Source organism: Vibrio sp. Vb1574, assembly GCF_033338675.1.
The window spans coordinates 1-19,976 of the sequence record NZ_JAWOTC010000009.1 but is presented as its reverse complement, the minus strand read 5'-3'; the positions used below and the strand labels follow the sequence as shown (position 1 = coordinate 19,976).

General features: G+C 44.3%; 16 protein-coding genes and 1 tRNA gene. 9 read left to right on the top strand and 8 right to left on the bottom strand.

The window, feature by feature from the left end; all coding sequences use genetic code 11:
• Positions 1-134: 134 nt before the first annotated feature.
• The gene (gene nhaC / locus R7O12_RS08745) at positions 135-1,568 is read left to right on the top strand and encodes a Na+/H+ antiporter NhaC (protein ID WP_318125760.1); all 1,434 of its coding nucleotides are present in this window, start codon (positions 135-137) and stop codon (positions 1,566-1,568) included.
• A 90-nt stretch (positions 1,569-1,658) separates the two neighbouring features.
• Here the strand turns inward: nhaC and R7O12_RS08740 are convergent, their stop codons facing one another.
• The 3 genes from R7O12_RS08740 to yejK form a co-directional block, all read right to left on the bottom strand.
• Positions 1,659-2,822 carry a chemotaxis protein gene (locus R7O12_RS08740; RefSeq protein ID WP_053306671.1) on the bottom strand — a complete coding sequence of 388 codons (1,164 nt, stop codon included), beginning with the start codon at positions 2,820-2,822 and terminating at the stop codon, positions 1,659-1,661.
• A gap of 104 nt (positions 2,823-2,926) precedes the next feature.
• Positions 2,927-4,255, bottom strand: a complete 1,329-nt coding sequence (locus R7O12_RS08735; RefSeq protein WP_318125759.1) for an Hpt domain-containing protein — start codon at positions 4,253-4,255, stop codon at positions 2,927-2,929.
• An 82-nt stretch (positions 4,256-4,337) separates the two neighbouring features.
• On the bottom strand, positions 4,338-5,336 hold the full coding sequence (gene yejK / locus R7O12_RS08730) for a nucleoid-associated protein YejK (protein WP_005380723.1): 999 nt from the start codon (positions 5,334-5,336) through the stop codon (positions 4,338-4,340).
• Positions 5,337-5,421: 85 nt separating this feature from the next.
• Here yejK and R7O12_RS08725 point away from each other — a divergent pair, with 85 nt between their 5' ends.
• From R7O12_RS08725 to R7O12_RS08715, 3 genes are all read left to right on the top strand, one after another.
• Positions 5,422-5,649 carry a YejL family protein gene (locus tag R7O12_RS08725; protein ID WP_005380722.1) on the top strand — a complete coding sequence of 76 codons (228 nt, stop codon included), beginning with the start codon at positions 5,422-5,424 and terminating at the stop codon, positions 5,647-5,649.
• 22 nt (positions 5,650-5,671) lie between these two features.
• Positions 5,672-7,480 (top strand): DUF3413 domain-containing protein, encoded by a 1,809-nt coding sequence (locus R7O12_RS08720; protein ID WP_005380721.1) that lies wholly within the window; start codon positions 5,672-5,674, stop codon positions 7,478-7,480.
• A 155-nt stretch (positions 7,481-7,635) separates the two neighbouring features.
• Positions 7,636-7,726: transfer RNA gene (locus R7O12_RS08715), tRNA-Ser, on the top strand.
• Positions 7,727-7,919: 193 nt separating this feature from the next.
• Here the strand turns inward: R7O12_RS08715 and R7O12_RS08710 are convergent.
• Positions 7,920-8,843, bottom strand: coding sequence for a histone deacetylase (locus tag R7O12_RS08710; RefSeq protein WP_025767197.1), 924 nt, complete (start codon positions 8,841-8,843; stop codon positions 7,920-7,922).
• Between the two features lie 271 nt (positions 8,844-9,114).
• Here R7O12_RS08710 and R7O12_RS08705 point away from each other — a divergent pair, with 271 nt between their 5' ends.
• Both R7O12_RS08705 and R7O12_RS08700 read left to right on the top strand, forming a co-directional pair.
• Complete coding sequence (locus R7O12_RS08705; protein WP_017635826.1) at positions 9,115-9,804, top strand: SDR family oxidoreductase; 690 nt, start codon at positions 9,115-9,117, stop codon at positions 9,802-9,804.
• Positions 9,805-9,987: 183 nt separating this feature from the next.
• The gene (locus tag R7O12_RS08700; protein ID WP_005380717.1) at positions 9,988-10,194 is read left to right on the top strand and encodes a hypothetical protein; all 207 of its coding nucleotides are present in this window, start codon (positions 9,988-9,990) and stop codon (positions 10,192-10,194) included.
• Between the two features lie 44 nt (positions 10,195-10,238).
• Here the strand turns inward: R7O12_RS08700 and R7O12_RS08695 are convergent, their stop codons facing one another.
• Both R7O12_RS08695 and R7O12_RS08690 read right to left on the bottom strand, forming a co-directional pair.
• Complete coding sequence (locus R7O12_RS08695; RefSeq protein ID WP_318125758.1) at positions 10,239-12,206, bottom strand: DNA topoisomerase III; 1,968 nt, start codon at positions 12,204-12,206, stop codon at positions 10,239-10,241.
• A 103-nt stretch (positions 12,207-12,309) separates the two neighbouring features.
• Positions 12,310-12,858, bottom strand: a complete 549-nt coding sequence (locus R7O12_RS08690; RefSeq protein ID WP_005380711.1) for an NAD(P)H nitroreductase — start codon at positions 12,856-12,858, stop codon at positions 12,310-12,312.
• Between the two features lie 173 nt (positions 12,859-13,031).
• On the opposite strand from R7O12_RS08690, the gene R7O12_RS08685 reads away from it, so the two are divergent.
• Positions 13,032-14,348: an MFS transporter gene (locus R7O12_RS08685; RefSeq protein WP_318125757.1), complete on the top strand. Its 1,317-nt coding sequence runs from the start codon at positions 13,032-13,034 to the stop codon at positions 14,346-14,348.
• Positions 14,349-14,408: 60 nt separating this feature from the next.
• Here R7O12_RS08685 and R7O12_RS08680 read toward each other — a convergent pair whose 3' ends face one another.
• A complete protein-coding gene (locus tag R7O12_RS08680; protein ID WP_025767194.1) occupies positions 14,409-16,421 on the bottom strand; it encodes an NADPH-dependent 2,4-dienoyl-CoA reductase in 2,013 nt (670 codons plus the stop codon).
• Between the two features lie 224 nt (positions 16,422-16,645).
• Between R7O12_RS08680 and sppA the strand changes: the two genes are divergently transcribed.
• Both sppA and ansA read left to right on the top strand, forming a co-directional pair.
• Positions 16,646-18,496, top strand: a complete 1,851-nt coding sequence (gene sppA / locus R7O12_RS08675) for a signal peptide peptidase SppA (RefSeq protein ID WP_005380705.1) — start codon at positions 16,646-16,648, stop codon at positions 18,494-18,496.
• Positions 18,497-18,660: 164 nt separating this feature from the next.
• Positions 18,661-19,674 (top strand): asparaginase, encoded by a 1,014-nt coding sequence (ansA, locus tag R7O12_RS08670; RefSeq protein ID WP_005384922.1) that lies wholly within the window; start codon positions 18,661-18,663, stop codon positions 19,672-19,674.
• A 95-nt stretch (positions 19,675-19,769) separates the two neighbouring features.
• Here ansA and R7O12_RS08665 read toward each other — a convergent pair.
• On the bottom strand, positions 19,770-19,976 hold a 207-nt coding region (locus R7O12_RS08665; protein ID WP_318125756.1), incomplete at its 5' end, for a YeaC family protein.

Genomic DNA, 19,976 nt, shown 5'->3' with positions numbered 1-19,976 from the left:
AAGCAAACGTTTTTACCGACGAACATCAAGATAAAACACCAAATGTTCGAAATATAATTTTTGTTAATGTATGTTATGCGCGATTACAACAAGGAGCGCCTTCCTCTATTGCTCCAAGATTGACAGAGGCACATATGAAGCAAGTTACACCACGCCTACCAAGCTTGATACAGGTATTTATCTCGCTCGGTTTATTTCTCCTGCTGGCATTTTCGTTCACAGCCAAGCTAGACCTACCGATTCAGCTAGCGCTATACATAGGTTGGTTCATTGTCATGATATTGGGCATAAAGCTTGGCCATCAGTATAAAGATCTGGAAAAAGCAGCACTAAATGGCATTTCCAATGGACTTGGAGCCGTTTTAATCCTTTTGGCCGTTGGCGCGCTTGTAGGTACTTGGATCTCTGGTGGTATTGTTCCAACCATTATTTACTACGGCCTTAAAGCAATCCACCCTTCCATCTTTTTGCTCGCGACCATGATCATCTGTTCATTGACTGCGCTAGCGACTGGCACATCTTGGGGTGCGGCTGGCACGGCAGGTATTGCAATGATGGGTATCGGTCAAGGTCTTGGTGTTCCTGCGCCAATCACTGCAGGTGCCGTACTTTCAGGCTGTTACTTTGGTGACAAAATGTCGCCTCTATCGGATTCAGTAATCCTTGCTTCATCTATGTCTAACGTTGAAGTGATGGAACATATTAAAGGCATGTTGCCGATAGCACTCATTAGCTACATTATTACAGGCATTATGTTTACTGCATTTGGCTTCCACTACGCAGGTCAAGTTGACATGAGCCAGGTAGACTCTGTCATTAAAGCGATGGAACAGCAGTTCTACATCACCCCTTACTCATTTTTTCCTGTGATCATCGTATTGTCACTTCTAGCGATGCGTATGCCTTCATTCCCAGTGATCAGTTTTGGTTCTCTGCTAGGTATTATTTGGGCAGTGATGATCCAAGATGTCGATTTCCTAACCGCGTTCAACACGGCTTGGGCTCCGTTTGCAATCTCATCTGGCGTAGATTTCATTGACTCAATCCTTAACCGTGGCGGCATGTCTTCAATGCTTGGGTCGGTAGCGGTTATCGTATTCGGCCTTGGTTTTGGCGGTCTACTAGATAAAGTAGGCGTGCTAGAGACTATCGCGAAGCTGTTTGAAAAACGCGTTCAAAGTGCAGGTTCATTGGCAACAAGCACAATTGGTACGGCCTTTATGGGCAACGTATTTGGTTCAGCGATGTACGTTTCACTTATTCTGACCCCAAAAATCTGTGCGAAGAACTATGACCGTCTAGGCTACAAACGTAAGAATTTGTCTCGTAACGCAGAATTTGGCGGCACGCTAACCTCAGGTATGGTCCCTTGGAGTGACAACGGTATCTACATGGCCAGTATTTTGGGTGTTGCTACACTGTCTTATGCCCCGTTCATGTGGCTGAGTTTTGTATGTATCATCGTAACGATCTTCACTTCTTACATGGGTTGGTTTGTTGATAAGTGCGAACCAACAGCAGAAGCAGTTGAAGAAGCTGAAGGCGAATTAAAGCAGCAAACCGCTTAACTTCGCAGAGATAGGAAGAACCTCCCTTCCGAATTCAATACTAAAAAAGAGCGCTTTAAAGCGCTCTTTTTTTATTTCCAAAACAAATCGTTAGCTTTGTTTGACTGGCGTTTTCACGGCTGCACGCTTCCCAAACCAATAGCCCAATCCAAGCGGTGCAAAGAATATAACGGCAATGAACAGAATAAAGTAGATGATGGTACTTTTGACAAGTTCAATCAGCTTAGTCATTGCGAGATTCACAACCTCTTGCGACACTCGATCCATATCTTGAGCAAACTTCTCGCGCTCATGGGTAATGATCTGTGCGATTTCTTGGCGCTCTCTGGCAACCATCAGCTCTATAGCTTGGCGTTCTTCACCCAACTGAGATAAACGCGCCTCCGTCCTTTGATCGATATCGTCAACCAAAGGTTGTAACTCCAGCGCCATTTGTTCTGCCAAATAACGCATGTACTCTGGGTTGTTATCGATAAAATCCCTCATCGAATCAGCGGTAACTTGCAAACTATTGAGCGCCGCATTGACTTTTTCGATACTGGCAGAGCTATTCAAGGCCAACAACTGCGCTTTCCACGTCATAATTTTTGGTGTCTGCTCTGATACCAGACTTAGACGATCAGAGACATCCCCAAGTGCTTCTGGCATCGTGCCTAGCGTTGTAACGGCTTCCTCTTCGCTAATTTGGTTTGCATCTAACCACCTACGGTAAGCCGGAGTCCTAATCATGCTTAAATCAGCGAATGGATGCTGCTTGGCGAACTCTGCAACAAACGTTTGTGTCTTGATGTATGCTTCTTTCTTCAATAAAGATTGAGCCAGTTTATCTACCTCTTTCGCTAAATAAACGGAAACTAACTTAGCCTCATCAGACGCAAAGAGCTCATTACCAGAAGCGGTAGTAAAGAACTGTTCCATTTGTAGCGTGAAAGTCCATGTATCAATCAGTGCAGCCATTGGGGACACTTGGTATGCAGAAGCTTGGATGCCTTCTTCAGCATTTATCTTCCAAAGTAAAATATAAGATTGATGAACTTTATCATGAGGCTCATATTGTTCGTGTAGTGCGTCTGCTGCTTGCTCAACCTGAGCAAAAAACTGCTGCGCATACTCACGAGTCAAAAGACGCATATTGAGCTCTTGTTTGGTAAGAGGGACGGTTTGACTCTCGATCTTGACTTCGAGCAGGGAGCACCCTGAAAGCATCATAACCAGCCCTATCAACATCATTGAAGACATTCGGCGAACGGACATGAAAACACCTTTAACAAATTGTATAGAACAGGAATAAAGCGAACTAAGTCATATAGTTCGAACCTTTATTACCTCAACTCTTATGACATTAAGTCAGAGCAATATCAATCTGTTAGCGCTTCTGTTATCTTTTCACTATTGAGAACATTATTAGCAAAAAGTATGGTTTGTTTTAGGACATCATCTAAACATGCCAACTTCTCTTCCGGCACTTTTTGCCCTTGTTTAATCAACAGTTCAATATCACCCGAAATACAGTGCAATGGCATTGCACCTAAACTCCCTGAGACCCCTTTAAGACTGTGTGCGGCTCTTTGCGCTTGCTCTTTATCCTCTTCTAACAGCTGATACATTTTAGTGCCATCGCCAGAGTGGTCCTGAATAAAGACCTCCAGTAACATCCGCACAGCGCCCTCGTCACCAGACAGAGAATCTAACATTTTATTGATATCTATGTACGGCTCACGTTCCACTACTTCCACTTGTGATGAATTCACCTCATTACAACTTTCTTCGTTCATTTGGACGTTTTGAAACTTTTCTGACTGAGCTGAGGGAACAGCGTTAGCTCCATTTTCATCATCGCCAACTTGCTCTGACTTTTTATCATCGGTTCTGGGTAGTGGTATCGGTTGAATCGTTTTTGGGGAGAAGGCTCCCCATGAAATGAGGAAAAGGAGCAAACCACTGATTACAGACAACCAAACAATAAAAGTCATTAGCTTCTGTTCCAACTGATCATTTATCGAAGTTAACTGGTTCGGGAAATCTGGATTAAGCAGGTGATTGGATAAATAACTGCCCTGTGCCTGAGCAGATAGTGCGCTTGAGGTTTGAGCAAGCTGGCGCTGAAGAGCGCTTCGCTCTTCGGGAGAGAGCGTCTCTGATTCAATAAAAAGTCGGTCTAAGTCACGGTAAGTATCGCTATTCGTTGCAGAGTCACTAAAGACAGACTCAAAAACAAGCGCACCTAAGCGATAGTACATTGCCTGAATTTGCTCAGAGTTTTCTGTTCGAGCACGGCTGCTTCGTAACTGTTCTGCTAACGAAACCAATTCACTGTCACTTCTTACAAAAGCTCGAGCACTTTCTAAAAATCGGTCGGTCGTATAAAGTAATTGAGTGATGTCTGGTGTGATTTTCCCTTCAGAAAACTCACTTTCAAGCTGTAAGCGAACTGCATAAGCCAACTGAAGTTTCAGTGAAATTTGGTCGACGTGTTTAACACGGTAAGGCAGATCGAAGTTAAAAAAGTGCCTGACTTCTTCAACTTTACTTCCTAACTCATTTACAGTCGAAATCGTTTGAATCGTTTGTTTGGCTTGCAGCCAAATGCCAAGTGCTAAAACACACCACAAAACGAACCAGAACCAAACAAACCGCCGTATTCCTTCTTTTAGCTTCAGCAACACTTGCCCCTCGCATATCTCCATTAATTACAAGCATATACTATGGATGTTTCTTATTCACATAAAAAAAGAGAGCCGTTTGCTCTCTTTATTTAACGATATGATTTTAATTGCGACTTAACTGATCTTTTAGATTTGGAGGCGTCCCTTTAATCGTTAAGGTATCCGTCTCTGGATCATAAAAAATACGCTCGCCAAGTAAGAGACTATCGAAGCTAATATTCAAACCACCACCAGCTCCAACAAATTTAGTCAGTTTGCGAACCGTCGCACGATCACCTGGGAAAGACTCTTCAAGTTCGTACCCTTGCTCTTTGGTGAAATCCATAAAGCTCGTGCCATCTTGGCTTTGAGGAAGCTCTCCGGAAAGCTCTGAGATTTGAACTTCATCACCGGATTTAATTTGCTCATTGCAGTAGTCGTAAACTTGTTTCTTGTACTCGTTCACTTCTTGCTTTTCTAGCTTCGAGTCAGCACAAAAATCATCCACCGCCTGCATCAACACTAAGTTTTGTTGTTTAGTATCTAAGCCAATATCCGCTTGCAGAAAATCTAGGAAGAAGTCCGCCACTTTACGGCCAACGCGTCCTTTAATGTATTGTAGATAACGATTGGATTCCTTGTCGGTCTCGTAGCTCGACAGGTCGATGCGTGCGGCAATATCCATTTTGGTGATATCTAAGTAATCTGTCGCACTGATGTCCAAACCTTCGGTCACTTTTAAACTTTGATTCATTGGTAGGATACCGATGAACAAGTAGTCCGTTGCTAAACTCTGATACTCTGCGAAAACCAAGATACCTTCATCCGCAAATGGGTACTTAATCAACTCTTCTTTCAAGCGATTTGCACTAATTTGTGAGAAGTCGTAAAAATCTCGCTCTCCTTTGCGCATTTCTTGAAGCCAAAATTGAAATTCGCTGTCTGACTGGAAAGCGCCAAAACCTTTACCAGCTTTAGAATGGAATACTCGGTGAAGCTCAGCGACTAAGTTTTCTGTAGATGCATCGTTCTCTAATGATGCTGGACGAAAGTTTACAACCAGCTCGTCCTGATCGTTTTTGCACAGTTGATGCAGAATAACGTTTGAAAGATGAAGACTCATAGTGATTTTATCTTGCTACAAGGTTTTAGTTGATGGGCATTGTAGGTTATCATAAGCCGCTTTTACTATCATTATTAGAGTCTTTATGCCGATTACATCTAAATACACTGACGAGCAAGTAGAAAAAATTCTTGCTGAAGTAGCAACAGTTCTTGAAAAACACGCTGCTTCTCCTGAGTTGACGCTAATGATTGCCGGAAATATCGCAACCAATGTCTTAAATCAACGTGTTGCTGCTTCACAACGCAAAGCGATTGCTGAAAAATTTGCTCAGGCGCTGATGTCTTCTTTAGAAACACCAAAAACACACTAATCACGGACAATAGAACACATACATGGTAGACAGCGGAAACTCATACGGCGAACGTGTATCTCGACTAGTTGGTTGGGGTCACTGGTTTGCATTCTTCAATATCGTTGCGTCGATGTTGATAGGCACACGCTACATTGTTCAGTCTCCTTGGCCCGAGACGTTACTTGGTCAGTTTTATCTGGCGGTTTCTTGGGTTGGTCACTTTGGCTTTCTAGTTTTCGCACTTTACTTGCTTGTTCTATTCCCGTTGACGTTTATCCTGCCATCGCGGAAATTGTTCCGTTTGGTGGCAGTGATTTTCGCAACCGTTGGGCAAACCATATTATTAATTGATACCCAAGCGTATCAGTCGATCAATTTGCACTTAACTCCCGTTGTCTGGGAGTTACTATTCAGCGAAGACAAAAGTGCACTCAGCACTGACCTACAACATTTATTTGTTGTGATGCCGCTGATCTTCCTTATTCAACTCGCACTATCCGAATGGGTATGGCGAAAACAGCGCAAACTATCTCATAAGCACGTAGGACGCCCTCTCGCGGCCGTCTTTTTCCTCAGCTTTATGACCAGCCATTTGGTTTACATTTGGGCAGATGCGTATTTTTACAACCCAATTACTAGCCAGCGTTCAAACTTCCCGTTGTCTTACCCGATGACGGCGAAGAGTTTTATGGAAAAACATGGTCTACTTGACCGTGAGGAATACCTAAAACGTTTAGCAGAAAACGAAGGCAACGTAGAGTTAGTCAACTACCCTCTTGAAAAGCTTGAGTTTAACCGCCGAGTTAATAAGCTCAATGTGTTGATGATCAGCATAAACAATTTACGAGCGGATGCGCTTAACCAAGAAGAGATGCCTAACCTCTATGAGTTTGCTGAAAACAATCAGAACTTCCGTAATCATTACAGCTCAAGTAATGATACATACGGGGCCTTTGGTTTGTTCTATGGCTTACCGACCAGTTATGCATCAAGCATCAAGGCGCAAGGTGCGTCCCCAGTATTGCTCGATGTACTGAAAGATCAGGGCTACAACTTTGGTTTATTCAGTGGCAGTGGGTTTGAAGATGATCTCTACTCAGAAATTATTTTCCGCGACTTGAACTTAGCGGAAGACCTAGATGGCACGCAAGCTCATACCGATAAACAATCTATCGCAAACTGGAATACATGGTTAGCAGAGAAAGCAAGTCAGCCATGGTTTAGTTACATCGAAGTCACCACCGTTGATAATTTTGAATCGATTCCTTCAAATAATGACGAAGAAATGCCCGCAAGTGAGCGATTCAAAAAAGCTTATGAATATGCAGTGAAGTCGGCGGATAGAACTATCGCCGGTATTATTGATGAACTAGAAACGACGGGACAACTGACAAACACCATCGTAATCATCACTTCTAATCACGGTAGTGAATTTAACGAAACCAATACGAACAGCTGGGGAGCAAACAGCAACTACAGCCGTTATCAATTACAAGTTCCGATGGTGATCCATTGGCCTGGAATGCTGGCTGGCGAATTTAATCACAGCACAAGTCACTTGGACCTCTCAGTTACACTGTTGCAAGATATGCTCGGCGTATCTTCCAACCCATATGATTACAGTAGTGGTCGCAACCTATTCGATGAAAGCCGTCGTCGCTGGATCTTGGCGGGCGATACTCGCGAGCTTGCCTTAATTACTAGCTCACAAACCACAGTGATCGATAAGTTTGGCAACTACAAGCTGTATGACAAAAACTACAAACGACTTCGAGATGATGCACCGAAGTTGCCAGTTTTGATGCAAGGTTTAACTGAGTTACAGCGTTTTTATTCTAAAAACGATTAATACCTAGCAATCCATATACTATTCAAACTCCCCTTTTGGGGGGAGTTTTTGTTTATTTAAACAACACAAACCACAAATTTGCGCAGTAAACATCCAATCAGTTCAACTAGGGGTTTACAACATTTTCAAAGCCTTATATTATGCGCCTCAACAACGGAGAGATGGCTGAGTGGTTGAAAGCACCGGTCTTGAAAACCGGCATACGTTAATAGCGTATCTAGGGTTCAAATCCCTATCTCTCCGCCACTTTTAGAAAAAGCCCGCTAAGAAATTAGCGGGCTTTTTCGCATCTCCAGACTTAAAAGATTTGTACAAATCACTTATCACTTCTTGAACGCAACTAAGCACTCCGCCACACTCTGAAAGAACCCACAAAAAATTAATGCCCTTTTCGTTCGTTCCAGTGTTGAATCAATTTGATATTTACATCTAGTTGTATCTACTCATCAATAAAGACTTCTTTAGCGGCATTGATAAGCTGCAAATGAATTGGGACGAGGTCAGCATGATTCGTTCGATATCCACCTCCAACGACAGCTGCGACAGGGATACCTCGAGATTTCACTGTTTGCATTAAAAATCTATCACGTTCTAAAATCCCTTGCGTCGACACATCAAAATATCCAAGCTCATCGTCTTGATGTATATCGACACCAGCATCGTAGATAACCAAATCAGGGCGATGAAGATTAAGTGCCATATCGACCACTTCTTTAAACGCCATTAAAAAATCCTCATCACCTGTTCCTCGCACCATAGGCACATCGAGGTCAGACTGAGGCTTCCTCGCTGGGAAGTTTTTATCACAGTGGAAAGAAAGCGTGATGATATCTGGCTCATCGTCACATAAAGTTGCTGTTCCATCCCCATGGTGAACATCACTATCAATGATCAATACTTTATCGACATGCTCGACTTCGAGCGCTTGCCTGGCCGCGATCACTAAGTCATTAAATAAACAAAAACCACTCCCAAACTCTTTGTGTGCGTGGTGATACCCACCACTCAAATGAATGGCCACACCGTACTCAAGTGCCTTTTTTGCGGTCAGAGCCGTGCCCGCTGCTGAAGTTAGCGTTCTGGTAATGAGAGACTCACTCCAAGGAAAACCTATTCGGCGCATCTTCGCAGCTGGCATGTTTCCACTAACAAGTAACTCGACGTATTCCTCGTCATGAACACGTTTTACTTCCCCAACAGTTAATGCTTCGGGCTGGAAAAACTGCGTGTGCTCTTTCCAGTTATCTTTCTCCATATGCACCAATACCGATTCATAGAGGTACTGGTATTTCATAATTGGGTAACGATGCCCCTCTGGCAACTCAAGTTGAGAATAAATCGGGTGGTAGATAAATGGCAGCATGAGAAATTCTTAATAACAATGGTAACGAAATAGTATCAACTTAAAGGGTTGAATAAAACGCAATTTAATTGATAATGATTTTCAATATCAATTAAATTTAATATACATATGAATTCTACTTTCTTTGCTATTCTCGGCGCACTGTTTGGCTCTCTTTGTGCCCTGTCCCTATTTTCATCTCTTGTTGTTGGTGCGTGGTGGTTGGTTGATTTTATTGTGCTTAACTAACACAATGACTTTCAACTGAAATCAAAAAAACATAGGTGTTTGTATGAGTCAAACCGTCTTTATTACCGGAGCAAATCGCGGCATTGGCCTTAGCTTAACTGAGCTGTACCTGAAGCAAGGCCACCAAGTACATGCTACTAGCCGTTCCTTAGAGAACAGTTCAGAACTACAAACTCTAGCCTCACAATTCAGTAATCTGGTTTTGCACGAACTGGATGTCACTCACTACGAACAAGTCGCTAAGCTTGCCGATAAACTCCCTGCCATCGACTTACTCATCAATAATGCAGGATATTACGGCCCCAAGGGATATGGCTTTGGAAACACTGACGTAGAAGAATGGCGTAAAGCCTTCGAAGTAAACACCATTGCACCGTTAAAACTGGTTGAGCACTGTTACCCTCGCTTACAACAAGGCAAGATAAAAAAGATTGCTTGTATCTCATCAAAAGTGGGGAGCATGACCGAAAATACGTCCGGTGGCGGTTATATTTATCGCTCATCGAAAGCGGCGCTTAACTCGGTTGTGAAAAGCTTAAGTAATGATTTAACACCTGAAGGATTTACCGTTTTAGCGCTTCACCCTGGTTGGGTAAAAACGGCGATGGGCGGGCCAAATGCTTTGATAGATACGCAAACCTCCGCGCAAGGCCTAGCGAACGTGATAGAGCTGAGCACACCGCAGCTTTCAGGTCGATTTATTAACTACGATGGTACTGAGTTACCTTGGTAGCAGCATTAAGACACAACCATCACTAAACCAAATACCATCAAAGCCAGGCTTCATAATCGTGACTTGGTTGGCAAACATAATGTTCATCAGTGATCCACCAGCATAATTCACGCAATCTAACTTGAATTTATCTACATCCAATCCAGACTTAGGAAAAAGTAGAACAAATAAGGAGAAAGCACGATGGCAGCAGATAGGGATTTGGTTAATTTTAGCGAAGAGCACGAACTAAATTACTGCTTGAGAAGTGCTGGTAAACGCCAAACTCAAGCGAATCGAGATACATTAGTTGACTTGGGCAACCAGGTGAAAGAGGTACTGGACAAACGCGTGTTAACTCAAGGTGAAGTAAGAGGCGCGATCCAAAACCACGGTGACCTGTTCGAGTAATCTATTTTCAAGCATGCGCGGTGTTTAATTACACCGCGCTTGTCCTATGCCTGCTTACCTTTGGTTGCACGAGATTTAGTCGCGCCACCATTCTTTGAATAACTGCGCTTTTTACGTTTAAACGCAGGACGTTCCACCTTGGGTAGATGACGTAATGAATCAGGGATAGGGCCTGCTTTTACTTGTGCCATCAAGCTATCAATGCGTTGTTCCAGTGCTTGCATGAACGGCTGATATGCTTGATTTCTCTCTGCCATACCTTGTAACTGGTGCTCCCAATGAGCCGTCATATCAGGGTATGTTGAATCTTCTGGCAAGGCATGAATGAGACCTCTTCCCGCAGGAGAACTGAGAATTGACTTACCTTGACGCGTAAGCAGTTGGCGTTTGAACAGCGTGTCCAAAATACCAGCGCGAGTCGCTTCCGTGCCTAGCCCATCAGTGTCACGAAGGATTTTTTTCAGTTCTTTATCCGCAACGTAACGGGCGATCCCGGTCATCGCTTGCAACAACGATGCCTCGGTAAAATGCTTTGGTGGCTCGGTTTTTCGGTCTTTTATTTCCCCTTCACGACAAGTTAACACGGTGCCTTCGGGTAGCGGTGGCACAGCATCAATACCTTCATCTTCCTTGTCAGTTTTGCCCATTAGCGCTTTCCAACCCGGCGAAACTAACTGACGACCTTTCGCGACAAACGTACCACCAGCGATATCGAAAACCAATTTCGCTTCTGCGTAAACCGCCGCCAGATAGAACTGCATGAGGTACTGGCGCGCAATCAATTGATACACCTTCATCTCATTGCCCGAAAGCGCATTCACATTAGCTTGTTTTGGTGTAGGGATAATCGCATGGTGCGCATCCACTTTTTTATCGTTCCAGGCTTTGGACTTTAATGTTAAGTCTGCTCCCTGAACCGCACCTTGCAACTCTTTTGCGTTGTTCGCAATAGCAGTTGTCACCGTCCCTGCTTGTGAGTAGTGTTCCATCGGTAAATAGCGACAATCTGAACGCGGGTAAGTGATCAGCTTGTGCTTTTCATACAATGCCTGACAAGTATCTAGTACTTGTTGCGCACTCATACCATAGCGCTTCGCTGCATCGATCTGTAAAGCAGATAATGAATAAGGTAATGGTGCTGATTGCTTGGTTTGCTTTTGTTCCGACTCCGTCACTTTCGCGAGTTGATTTGCAATACGGTTTGCAACGTTTTCCACTAACTTACGGTTTAACACTCGCCCTTCTTCATCCTGCCAAGGCTTGCATGCCTCACTTGGCTTCCAACGAGCACGAATATCAAAAGTACCATTGGCATCTTGATATGGGATCAGAGCATTTAGGGTAAAATAGTCCTTCGGGACAAAGTTTTCGATTTCCTCATCACGACGCACCACTAAGCCAAGAACTGGCGTTTGCACTCGCCCTACCGAGAGAACACCTTGATACCCTGCTTTTTGACCAAGCAAGGTATAAGCACGAGACATGTTCATGCCATACAACCAATCAGCCCGAGAGCGAGCCAATGCAGAAACTGAAAGTGGGATAAACTCGCGATTACTGCGCATAGAACTGAGTGCGCGTTTCACCGCAGGTAAGTTCAAGTCGGAAATCAGCAAACGCTGTGTGGATTCCTTCTTGGTTTTAGATAACTTGCAATAGTCCAGAACTTCATCAACTAACAGCTGACCCTCTCGATCTGGGTCTCCTGCATGAATGACTTCTTTAGCTTCTTTGAGCAATTTACGAATCACTGTTAATTGCTTACTTGCGCTTTTCCTCGGTCTGAGCTGCCATTGCTGCGGAACAATTGGTAAATCTGCCATATTCCACTTTTTGTAACGCTCATCGTAAGCGTCGGGTTCGACCTGTTCGAGTAAGTGGCCGATACACCAAGTAACGATATCCCCGTTCCCACAGCGGATGAATCCTTGATCTTTCTTTTGAGGGTTTGGCAGTGCAGCGGCAATCGCACGGCCTAAACTTGGTTTTTCAGCAATAAACAGACGAGACATAACGTTTTGGAAATAAATATAATTAGGGCCACATTAACGAATGTAGCCCTAATAAATCAAGAAAAACTGTATAAATAAACAGTCAGTTTATTTAAGTTTTCAGTTATAGAAATTCAACAAACTGAGAAAGGTCACGCTCAGGAACTTTCATCGGTGTACAACCAGGCGTGCCTAAGTACAAGAAACCAACAATCTCATCGTCACCTTCTAAACCAAATGCTTGATGAACTTCTGGATGGAACATCCACTTACCTGAGCGCCAAAACCCTTGAAAGCCTTGCGCTACGGCTGCCATTTGCATCGCTTGTACAGCGCATCCCGCAGATAAGTGTTGCTCTAGTGCTGGTACTTTCTCATGTTCTGTTACTTTAGCAATCACCGTGATCACCATTGGTGCGCGAAATGGGGCATTCTTTACCTTTTCGACCACCGCTTCATCACTATTTTCAGCTTCTGCCGCTTTTACCAAGATATCTGACAGTTTTTTCAAACCATCGCCCTGTGCGATAACGAAACGCCAAGGGGTTAATCCCGCATGGTCAGGCGCACGAAGGCCAGCACGAATGATGTTCTCAAGAGCTTTACCTTCTGGTGCAGGCGCGGATAACTTCGCGATAGATCGGCGATTGAGCAAAAGATCGAGAGCGTCCATGAAAGAATCCTTATTGAATATCGTTGTTATTTTGTTTACGCCACTTTAGCACAATCTGCTCCTGCGAATAACAACCGGTTTTCTGTGGGCTTGATAACGTGCTTCACTTAACATCAATCTGGGTTTAATGTTAATTTATTCGCGAAATGAATAAGTTGAACATAGGCAGGTTGATGAACAAGGACAAACAAAACAGCATTTACGAAAAGATCGTTAATGACGAAGATGCCCGTGCCTGTAAGGCGATTCCTGAATCAGCTTGTCATCAAGTTCCCGGCAACTTTCTTAAAATCATTCTCGCTCAGTTTTTAACGAAAGTCGGCGATGCGTTAATCAATCCTAAAGTCACGTTGCCGTGGATACTACAAAGTCTCGGGGCTCCGGTTTACTTAATTGGTTGGCTGGTTCCTATTCGTGAGTCAGGATCCCTTATCCCACAACTTAGCATCGCGCACTACATCCGACGCATTCCAGTAAGAAAATGGGTCTGGGTAATTGGCAGTATCTTGCAGGCTCTTTCCATATTTGCAATCGGATTGGTCGCATTAACTCTAACAGGAGCAGCTGCGGGTTATGGTGTGATTGCATGCCTTGTGATCTTCAGCCTCTCACGCGGTTTAAATTCCGTCGCATCAAAAGATGTATTGGGCAAAACCATCCCTAAAAACCAACGAGGTCAAGTCAACGGCTGGTCTTCAAGCGCTGCTGGCCTGGTTACGCTGCTTTTCGCGAGCCTTCTGGCACTAGCCTGGTTATGGGACGTAGAGCCGACAGAGCGCTTTTACGGTCTGAGTTTAGGCTTAGCGGGCGTCATATGGCTCATCGCGGCATTCGTCTATGCGCGAATTAATGAGTATGCCGGTGAGGTAGACGGTGGTCGAAATGGCGTCCTCGAAGCATTTAAACAACTCGCGTTACTTAAGACAGACGTGACCTTTCGTCGATTCGTTATCACGCGGACACTATTTTTATGTTCTGCGCTGAGTGCACCGTACTACGTTGTGCTGGCACAGCAATCTCTGGGTGGACAGCTCTGGGTGCTAGCTCTCTTTATGTTTGCGAGTGGCTTAGCCTCCTTTGTGTCAGGTCCTTTCTGGGGAAGAATGTCCGATCGCTCCAGCCGCAGTGTGATGGTCATAGGCGCAATGATGAGCGCGCTACTTGGTGTTGTGTTATTTATTTACGATACATGGGTCACCGCTAGCCAAAGCTTCCTATTCGTGATTCCTCTGCTTTACTTTTGTGTTTGTATTGCCCACGACGGAATACGAGTCGGACGAAAAACCTATTTAGTTGATATCGCAGAAGGTGACAAACGGACGAGCTATGTAGCCGTGAGTAACACAGTGGTTGGGATAATGCTGCTTCTAATGAGTTCTCTTGGTGTTATGTCGAACTTTTTGAGCCTTTCAGCAGTGGTGTTAGTGTTCTCTTTTATTACTCTTGCTGGCGTAGTAATGGCCAAACAACTGCCAGATATCAGTGACTAGTTCTATACAAAAAAAGCTGCGCTCAAAGCGCAGCTTTCATGGTAAACACACATTAAAAGGCTAGAGTTTTACCGCCAATTTAACACCTTGACGAATCGCACGCACAGCATCAAGTTCACCCGCATGGTCAGCTCCGCCAATGATATGAATCTTCTCTCCGAGTTCAGACCATTTATCTTCAAATGGACGAACAGACTCTTGCCCCGCACAAATGACGACTTTGTCCGCGTTCAATAATTGTTCTTTTCCATCTACATGAATGTGTAAACCTTGATCATCAATTTTATCGTAAGACACACCACCGACTAAATGTACGCCCCGTTTTTCAAGGGTACGTTTATGGATCCAACCTGTCGTTTTACCCGGACCTTTACCTACACGACCTTTACGACGCTGAAGTACCCAGACTTCTTTATCGCTAACCGCATCAGGGTAAGGGTATAAACCACCCGGCTGAGACATCTCCTTGTCGATTCCCCATTCATGCAACCAGTCATCCAACGTTTGTCCAACTGGCTCTGTGAGCATGGTCGCGACATCTACGCCAATGCCACCAGCACCAACGATAGCCACTTTCTCACCGACTGGCGTTTTGTCTCGAATGAGAGTTTGATAGTCGACGACTTTCTCTGGGTTATCAATTCCATCAATATTGACTTTACGTGGCTCAACACCCGATGCCATCACTATCTCATCGTACTCTGTGAGTAAGTCATAGTTCGCTTCCGTCGATAAGTGCAGATTCACGCCTGTTTCATCAATACGGTTAGCGAAATATCGTATCGTCTCTCGAAACTCTTCCTTACCAGGGATCTGCATCGCAAGACGGAACTGACCACCGATGCGGTCGTTCTTTTCGAACAAATCAACCTTATGGCCACGTTCAGCCAGTGTGGTCGCACAAGCCAAGCCCGCAGGGCCAGCACCAACAACTGCAATGTTTTTCTTCTTAAAGGCTGGTTCAACAACAATTTCGGTTTCATAGCACGCTAGAGGGTTCACTAAGCAACTGGCGCGCTTACCTTTAAACACGTTATCTAGACACGCCTGATTACAACCAATACACGTATTAATAAGCTGCGCTTTTTCCTGTTCGGCTTTAGCAACAAAGTAAGGATCGGCCAAGAATGGGCGCGCCATCGAAACCATGTCGGCATGACCTGAAGATAAAATGCGTTCTGCTTCATCTGGCGTATTTATACGGTTGCAAGTGATAATAGGAACCGAAACGTGAGGTTTAACTTTTTCCGTAACCCATGTAAACGCACCACGTGGTACTTGAGTCGCAATGGTCGGAATTCGAGCCTCATGCCAACCGATACCCGTATTAATAATCGTGACGCCAGCCTCTTCAAGTGCTTTCGCCAATTCGATAACGTCTTCAAAAGTGCTGCCCTGCTCGACAAGATCCAGCATAGAAAGACGGAAGATGATGATGAACTTGTCACCCACCGCCTTGCGTACCGCTTTAACAATTTCTAGCGGAAAACGCATACGTTTTTTATAGCTGCCACCCCATTCGTCGTAACGCATATTAGTACGTTTACATAAGAATTGGTTTATCAAGTAACCTTCCGAGCCCATTAACTCGACGCCATCATAACCAGCAAGCTGTGCTAACTCCGCACTATTAGCAAACGCGTCGATGGTTTTCTTTATCTGGCGGTCGCTCATTTCACTCGGAGCAAACTTTGCAATCGGCGCTTTAATGCCAGATGCACTTTGCGAGAATGGATGCATTGCATAACGCCCAGCATGGAGAATTTGCAACGCAATTTTACCACCGTGCTTGTGCACCGCTTCTGTCACAACTTTATGGGCTTTAGCATGTTTTGGCTTGCTGAATTCAGCACTCAACGGGTGTAAACGACCGCGTAAGTTAGGAGAAAAACCTCCGGTTACAATCAGTCCGACACCGCCTTTCGCGCGTTCTTCATAAAAAGCAGCGAGCTTCTGTAATCCTTCTTTGTGCTCTTCTAAGCCCGTGTGCATTGATCCCATCAGAACTCGGTTTCGTAATTGTGTGAAACCGAGATCCAGTGGCTTTAATAGGTTTGGGTACATGGCAGACATCACTTAACATCCATTGTTATTATCATGGTCTGACCAGATTAAGCCTGCTCAACCAAAAAATCAAACAAGCGTTTACATTTTTGTAACACCGATCAATCTCGTGTGAAAATATGCCAATTGTTGAGTGGTCGTGATAAGCTAAAAAAATGTTATCTTTTGAGATCTTAGAGATAAGAACCCATACTTTGTTAGACTCGGCGTAACTATCTCGTTATGGAGACAAGATGAAAAAACTCTTCAAATTTATTGGTTTGATATTTAAAGGGATATGGAAAAGTATCACTTTCATCAGACTCGCACTGGCAAACCTAATTTTCTTGCTGATGATTGCCGTTTTCTACTTTGCCTTTACTTATACCGGAGACGGTCAACCTGTCGTCGAAAAAGAATCGGCATTGGTGATGAACCTTTCAGGCCCAATTGTCGAACAAAGACGTTATGTAAACCCAATGGACTCTTTTGCTGGTTCCCTTTTGGGTAATGAGCTACCGAAAGAAAACGTCCTTTTCGATATCGTTGATACTATTCGCTACGCGAAAGACGATCCTAAAGTGTCTGGATTAGTGCTAGCACTGCGAGACATGCCAGAAACAAATCTCACGAAACTACGTTACATCGCGAAAGCGTTGAACGAATTTAAAGCGTCAGGCAAACCCGTTTACGCCGTAGGTGATTTCTACAACCAAAGCCAATATTACTTGGCAAGTTACGCCGATAAAGTTTATCTGGCACCTGATGGTGGTGTATTGATTAAAGGTTACAGCGCTTACTCAATGTACTACAAAACGTTACTTGAAAAGCTTGACGTTTCTACTCATGTTTTTCGCGTAGGTACTTATAAATCCGCTATCGAACCGTTTATTCGTGATGACATGTCCGATGCGGCGAAAGAGTCAGCAACACGTTGGGTTACTCAATTATGGAGTGCTTTTGTTGATGACGTAACAACAAACCGAAACATTGATGCGAAAGTGCTTAATCCAACCATGGATGAGCTGATTAACGAGATGAAGTCTGTAAATGGCGATATTGCTCAGCTCGCAGTCAAACTGGGGCTAGTGGATGAACTTGCGACACGCCAAGACATTCGCACTCTATTTGCAAAACAGTTTGGTAGTGACGGCAAAGACAGCTACAACGCGATTGGTTACTACGACTACCTTGCAACGATTCGTCCCGATTACACACTACCTCAGCACGACATCGCCGTTGTTCTAGCAAGTGGCGCGATTATGGACGGTCAACAACCTCGCGGAACTGTTGGTGGTGACACGGTCGCAAGCTTGCTGCGTCAAGCACGCAATGATGAAAAAGTGAAAGCGGTCGTGTTACGAGTAGATAGTCCAGGAGGCAGTGCCTTTGCTTCTGAAGTGATTCGTAACGAAGTAGAAGCTCTGAAGCAAGCAGGTAAGCCGGTTGTTGTATCCATGTCGAGTTTGGCCGCTTCTGGTGGTTATTGGATTTCAATGAGCGCAGACAAAATCGTTGCTCAGCCAACAACCCTGACGGGCTCCATTGGTATATTTAGTGTCATCACCACGTTTGAAAAAGGCTTTAGCAAGTTAGGTATTAACACTGATGGCGTTGGCACATCGCCGTTCTCAGGTGACGGTATTACCACTGGCCTTTCTGAGGGCGCGTCTCAAGTGTTCCAATTAGGTATCGAGCACGGTTACAAGCGCTTTATTTCTCTAGTTGGCGAGAATCGCGATATGTCTCTAGAGGAAGTTGACAAAGTTGCTCAAGGTCGAGTTTGGACTGGCCAAGATGCACTATCCTTTGGTCTTGTCGATCAAATGGGTGACTTTGATGATGCTGTAGAGCTAGCGGCGAAACTAGCGAACGTAACCGATTACGGCATTTACTGGGTAGAAGAGCCTCTTTCACCTACTGAACTATTTCTACAAGAGTTTATGAAACAGGTGAAAGTCTCTCTAGGTATTGATGCAACAAGCTTGCTACCAAAAAGTCTTCAACCCGTAGCTCAACAATTCGAACAAGACGCAAGCTTGCTCCAAAGCTTCAACGATCCTAAAGGTCAATACGCATTTTGTTTGAACTGCCAAGTGCAGTAGTTTTTCCATCAATATTACAAAGGGCACTTCTACTTGAAGTGCCCTTTTTATTAGGCTTTGCATCTCCTCAGATGACTTTCTGATGCTGTGCGTATAGCCTCGCATCTCAAGGTTATTTAGGTATATAATCCCCGCCTCTGTTCCCCTACACGAAAGAAAAAACGATGACTAGAAAACACATCTACATCGCTTACACCGGTGGTACCATCGGAATGCAAAAATCCGACCACGGCTATGTGCCTGTTGCTGGCTTTATGGAAAAGCAATTAGCAAGCATGCCCGAATTCCATCGTCCTGAAATGCCGGATTACACCATCCACGAATACGACCCTCTGATTGACTCATCAGATATGACACCTGCTGACTGGCAGCAGATTGCGAATGATATTCGTGACAACTATGACAAATACGATGGTTTCGTTATCCTACATGGTACTGACACCATGGCGTACACAGCGTCCGCATTGTCTTTCATGCTTGAAAACCTTGGTAAGCCAGTGATTGTAACGGGTTCACAAATCCCTCTCGCAGAGCTGCGTTCTGACGGCCAAGCAAACCTATTAAACGCGCTACATATTGCGGCAAACTACCCGATCAACGAAGTAACTTTGTTCTTCAATAATCAATTGATGCGTGGTAACCGCAGCACAAAATCTCATGCAGACGGTTTTAATGCCTTTACTTCACCAAACCTTCCTCCACTATTGGAAGCTGGGATCAATATTCAAGTTAGCAACAGCATAACCGTTGGTGCACAACCAGAAGGCGAGTTTAAGGTTCACAACATCACGCCACAACCAATCGGTGTGATCACCATGTACCCTGGTATTTCACACGAAGTTATCCGCAACACGCTTCGTCAGCCCGTGAATGCGATGATTCTTCTGACTTTTGGTGTCGGTAATGCTCCTCAGAACCCTGAGCTGCTTGGTCACCTGAAAGAAGCCTCTGAGCGCGGCGTTATTGTCGTAAACCTAACTCAGTGTTTGGCAGGTAAAGTGAATATGGGCGGATATGCCACAGGTTGTGCTCTCGCAGACTCTGGTGTTATCAGTGGCTTTGACATGACGCCCGAAGCGGCGCTGGCAAAACTACACTACCTTCTAAGCCAAAACCTTTCTTACGAAGAAGTAAAAGAGAGAATGCAACAAGTACTGCGTGGTGAAATGAGCCTGTAAGTTCAAGCTTTCTACGATCTAAAAAGCCCAATACAATTTGGGCTTTTTTCTTTCAAAATCAAAATAATAAAATTTTGAGAAATAAGGCGTAAGGATTAATCAATGTTCGGATTGACACGAACAATATCGCTCTCTTCTCCGCTGAATTGTTTTTTAAGCTCTTGTTTTGATTTAAAACTGATTTCACCACCGGCTGCAACCGTCATATGCTGCGCATCAGTATTATGTTTTGATTGATACAACATCACAGCTTGCATACACGAATCTCGCTGCTCTTTAGAAAGTGTTGTACCCTCAGGCCA

Bases quoted from the DNA above. Each gene is read 5' to 3' on its own strand.
- R7O12_RS08685 (WP_318125757.1), top strand. From the start codon at position 13,032: ATGAACAAGGACAAACAAAACAGCATTTACGAAAAGATCGTTAATGAC.
- ansA (WP_005384922.1), top strand. From the start codon at position 18,661: ATGACTAGAAAACACATCTACATCGCTTACACCGGTGGTACCATCGGA.
- nhaC (WP_318125760.1), top strand. From the start codon at position 135: ATGAAGCAAGTTACACCACGCCTACCAAGCTTGATACAGGTATTTATC.
- R7O12_RS08720 (WP_005380721.1), top strand. From the start codon at position 5,672: ATGGTAGACAGCGGAAACTCATACGGCGAACGTGTATCTCGACTAGTT.
- R7O12_RS08680 (WP_025767194.1), bottom strand. From the start codon at position 16,421: ATGTCTGCCATGTACCCAAACCTATTAAAGCCACTGGATCTCGGTTTC.
- R7O12_RS08700 (WP_005380717.1), top strand. From the start codon at position 9,988: ATGGCAGCAGATAGGGATTTGGTTAATTTTAGCGAAGAGCACGAACTA.
- sppA (WP_005380705.1), top strand. From the start codon at position 16,646: ATGAAAAAACTCTTCAAATTTATTGGTTTGATATTTAAAGGGATATGG.
- R7O12_RS08710 (WP_025767197.1), bottom strand. From the start codon at position 8,843: ATGCTGCCATTTATCTACCACCCGATTTATTCTCAACTTGAGTTGCCA.
- R7O12_RS08740 (WP_053306671.1), bottom strand. From the start codon at position 2,822: ATGTCCGTTCGCCGAATGTCTTCAATGATGTTGATAGGGCTGGTTATG.
- R7O12_RS08690 (WP_005380711.1), bottom strand. From the start codon at position 12,858: ATGGACGCTCTCGATCTTTTGCTCAATCGCCGATCTATCGCGAAGTTA.
- R7O12_RS08695 (WP_318125758.1), bottom strand. From the start codon at position 12,206: ATGTCTCGTCTGTTTATTGCTGAAAAACCAAGTTTAGGCCGTGCGATT.
- R7O12_RS08705 (WP_017635826.1), top strand. From the start codon at position 9,115: ATGAGTCAAACCGTCTTTATTACCGGAGCAAATCGCGGCATTGGCCTT.
- yejK (WP_005380723.1), bottom strand. From the start codon at position 5,336: ATGAGTCTTCATCTTTCAAACGTTATTCTGCATCAACTGTGCAAAAAC.
- R7O12_RS08735 (WP_318125759.1), bottom strand. From the start codon at position 4,255: ATGGAGATATGCGAGGGGCAAGTGTTGCTGAAGCTAAAAGAAGGAATA.
- R7O12_RS08725 (WP_005380722.1), top strand. From the start codon at position 5,422: ATGCCGATTACATCTAAATACACTGACGAGCAAGTAGAAAAAATTCTT.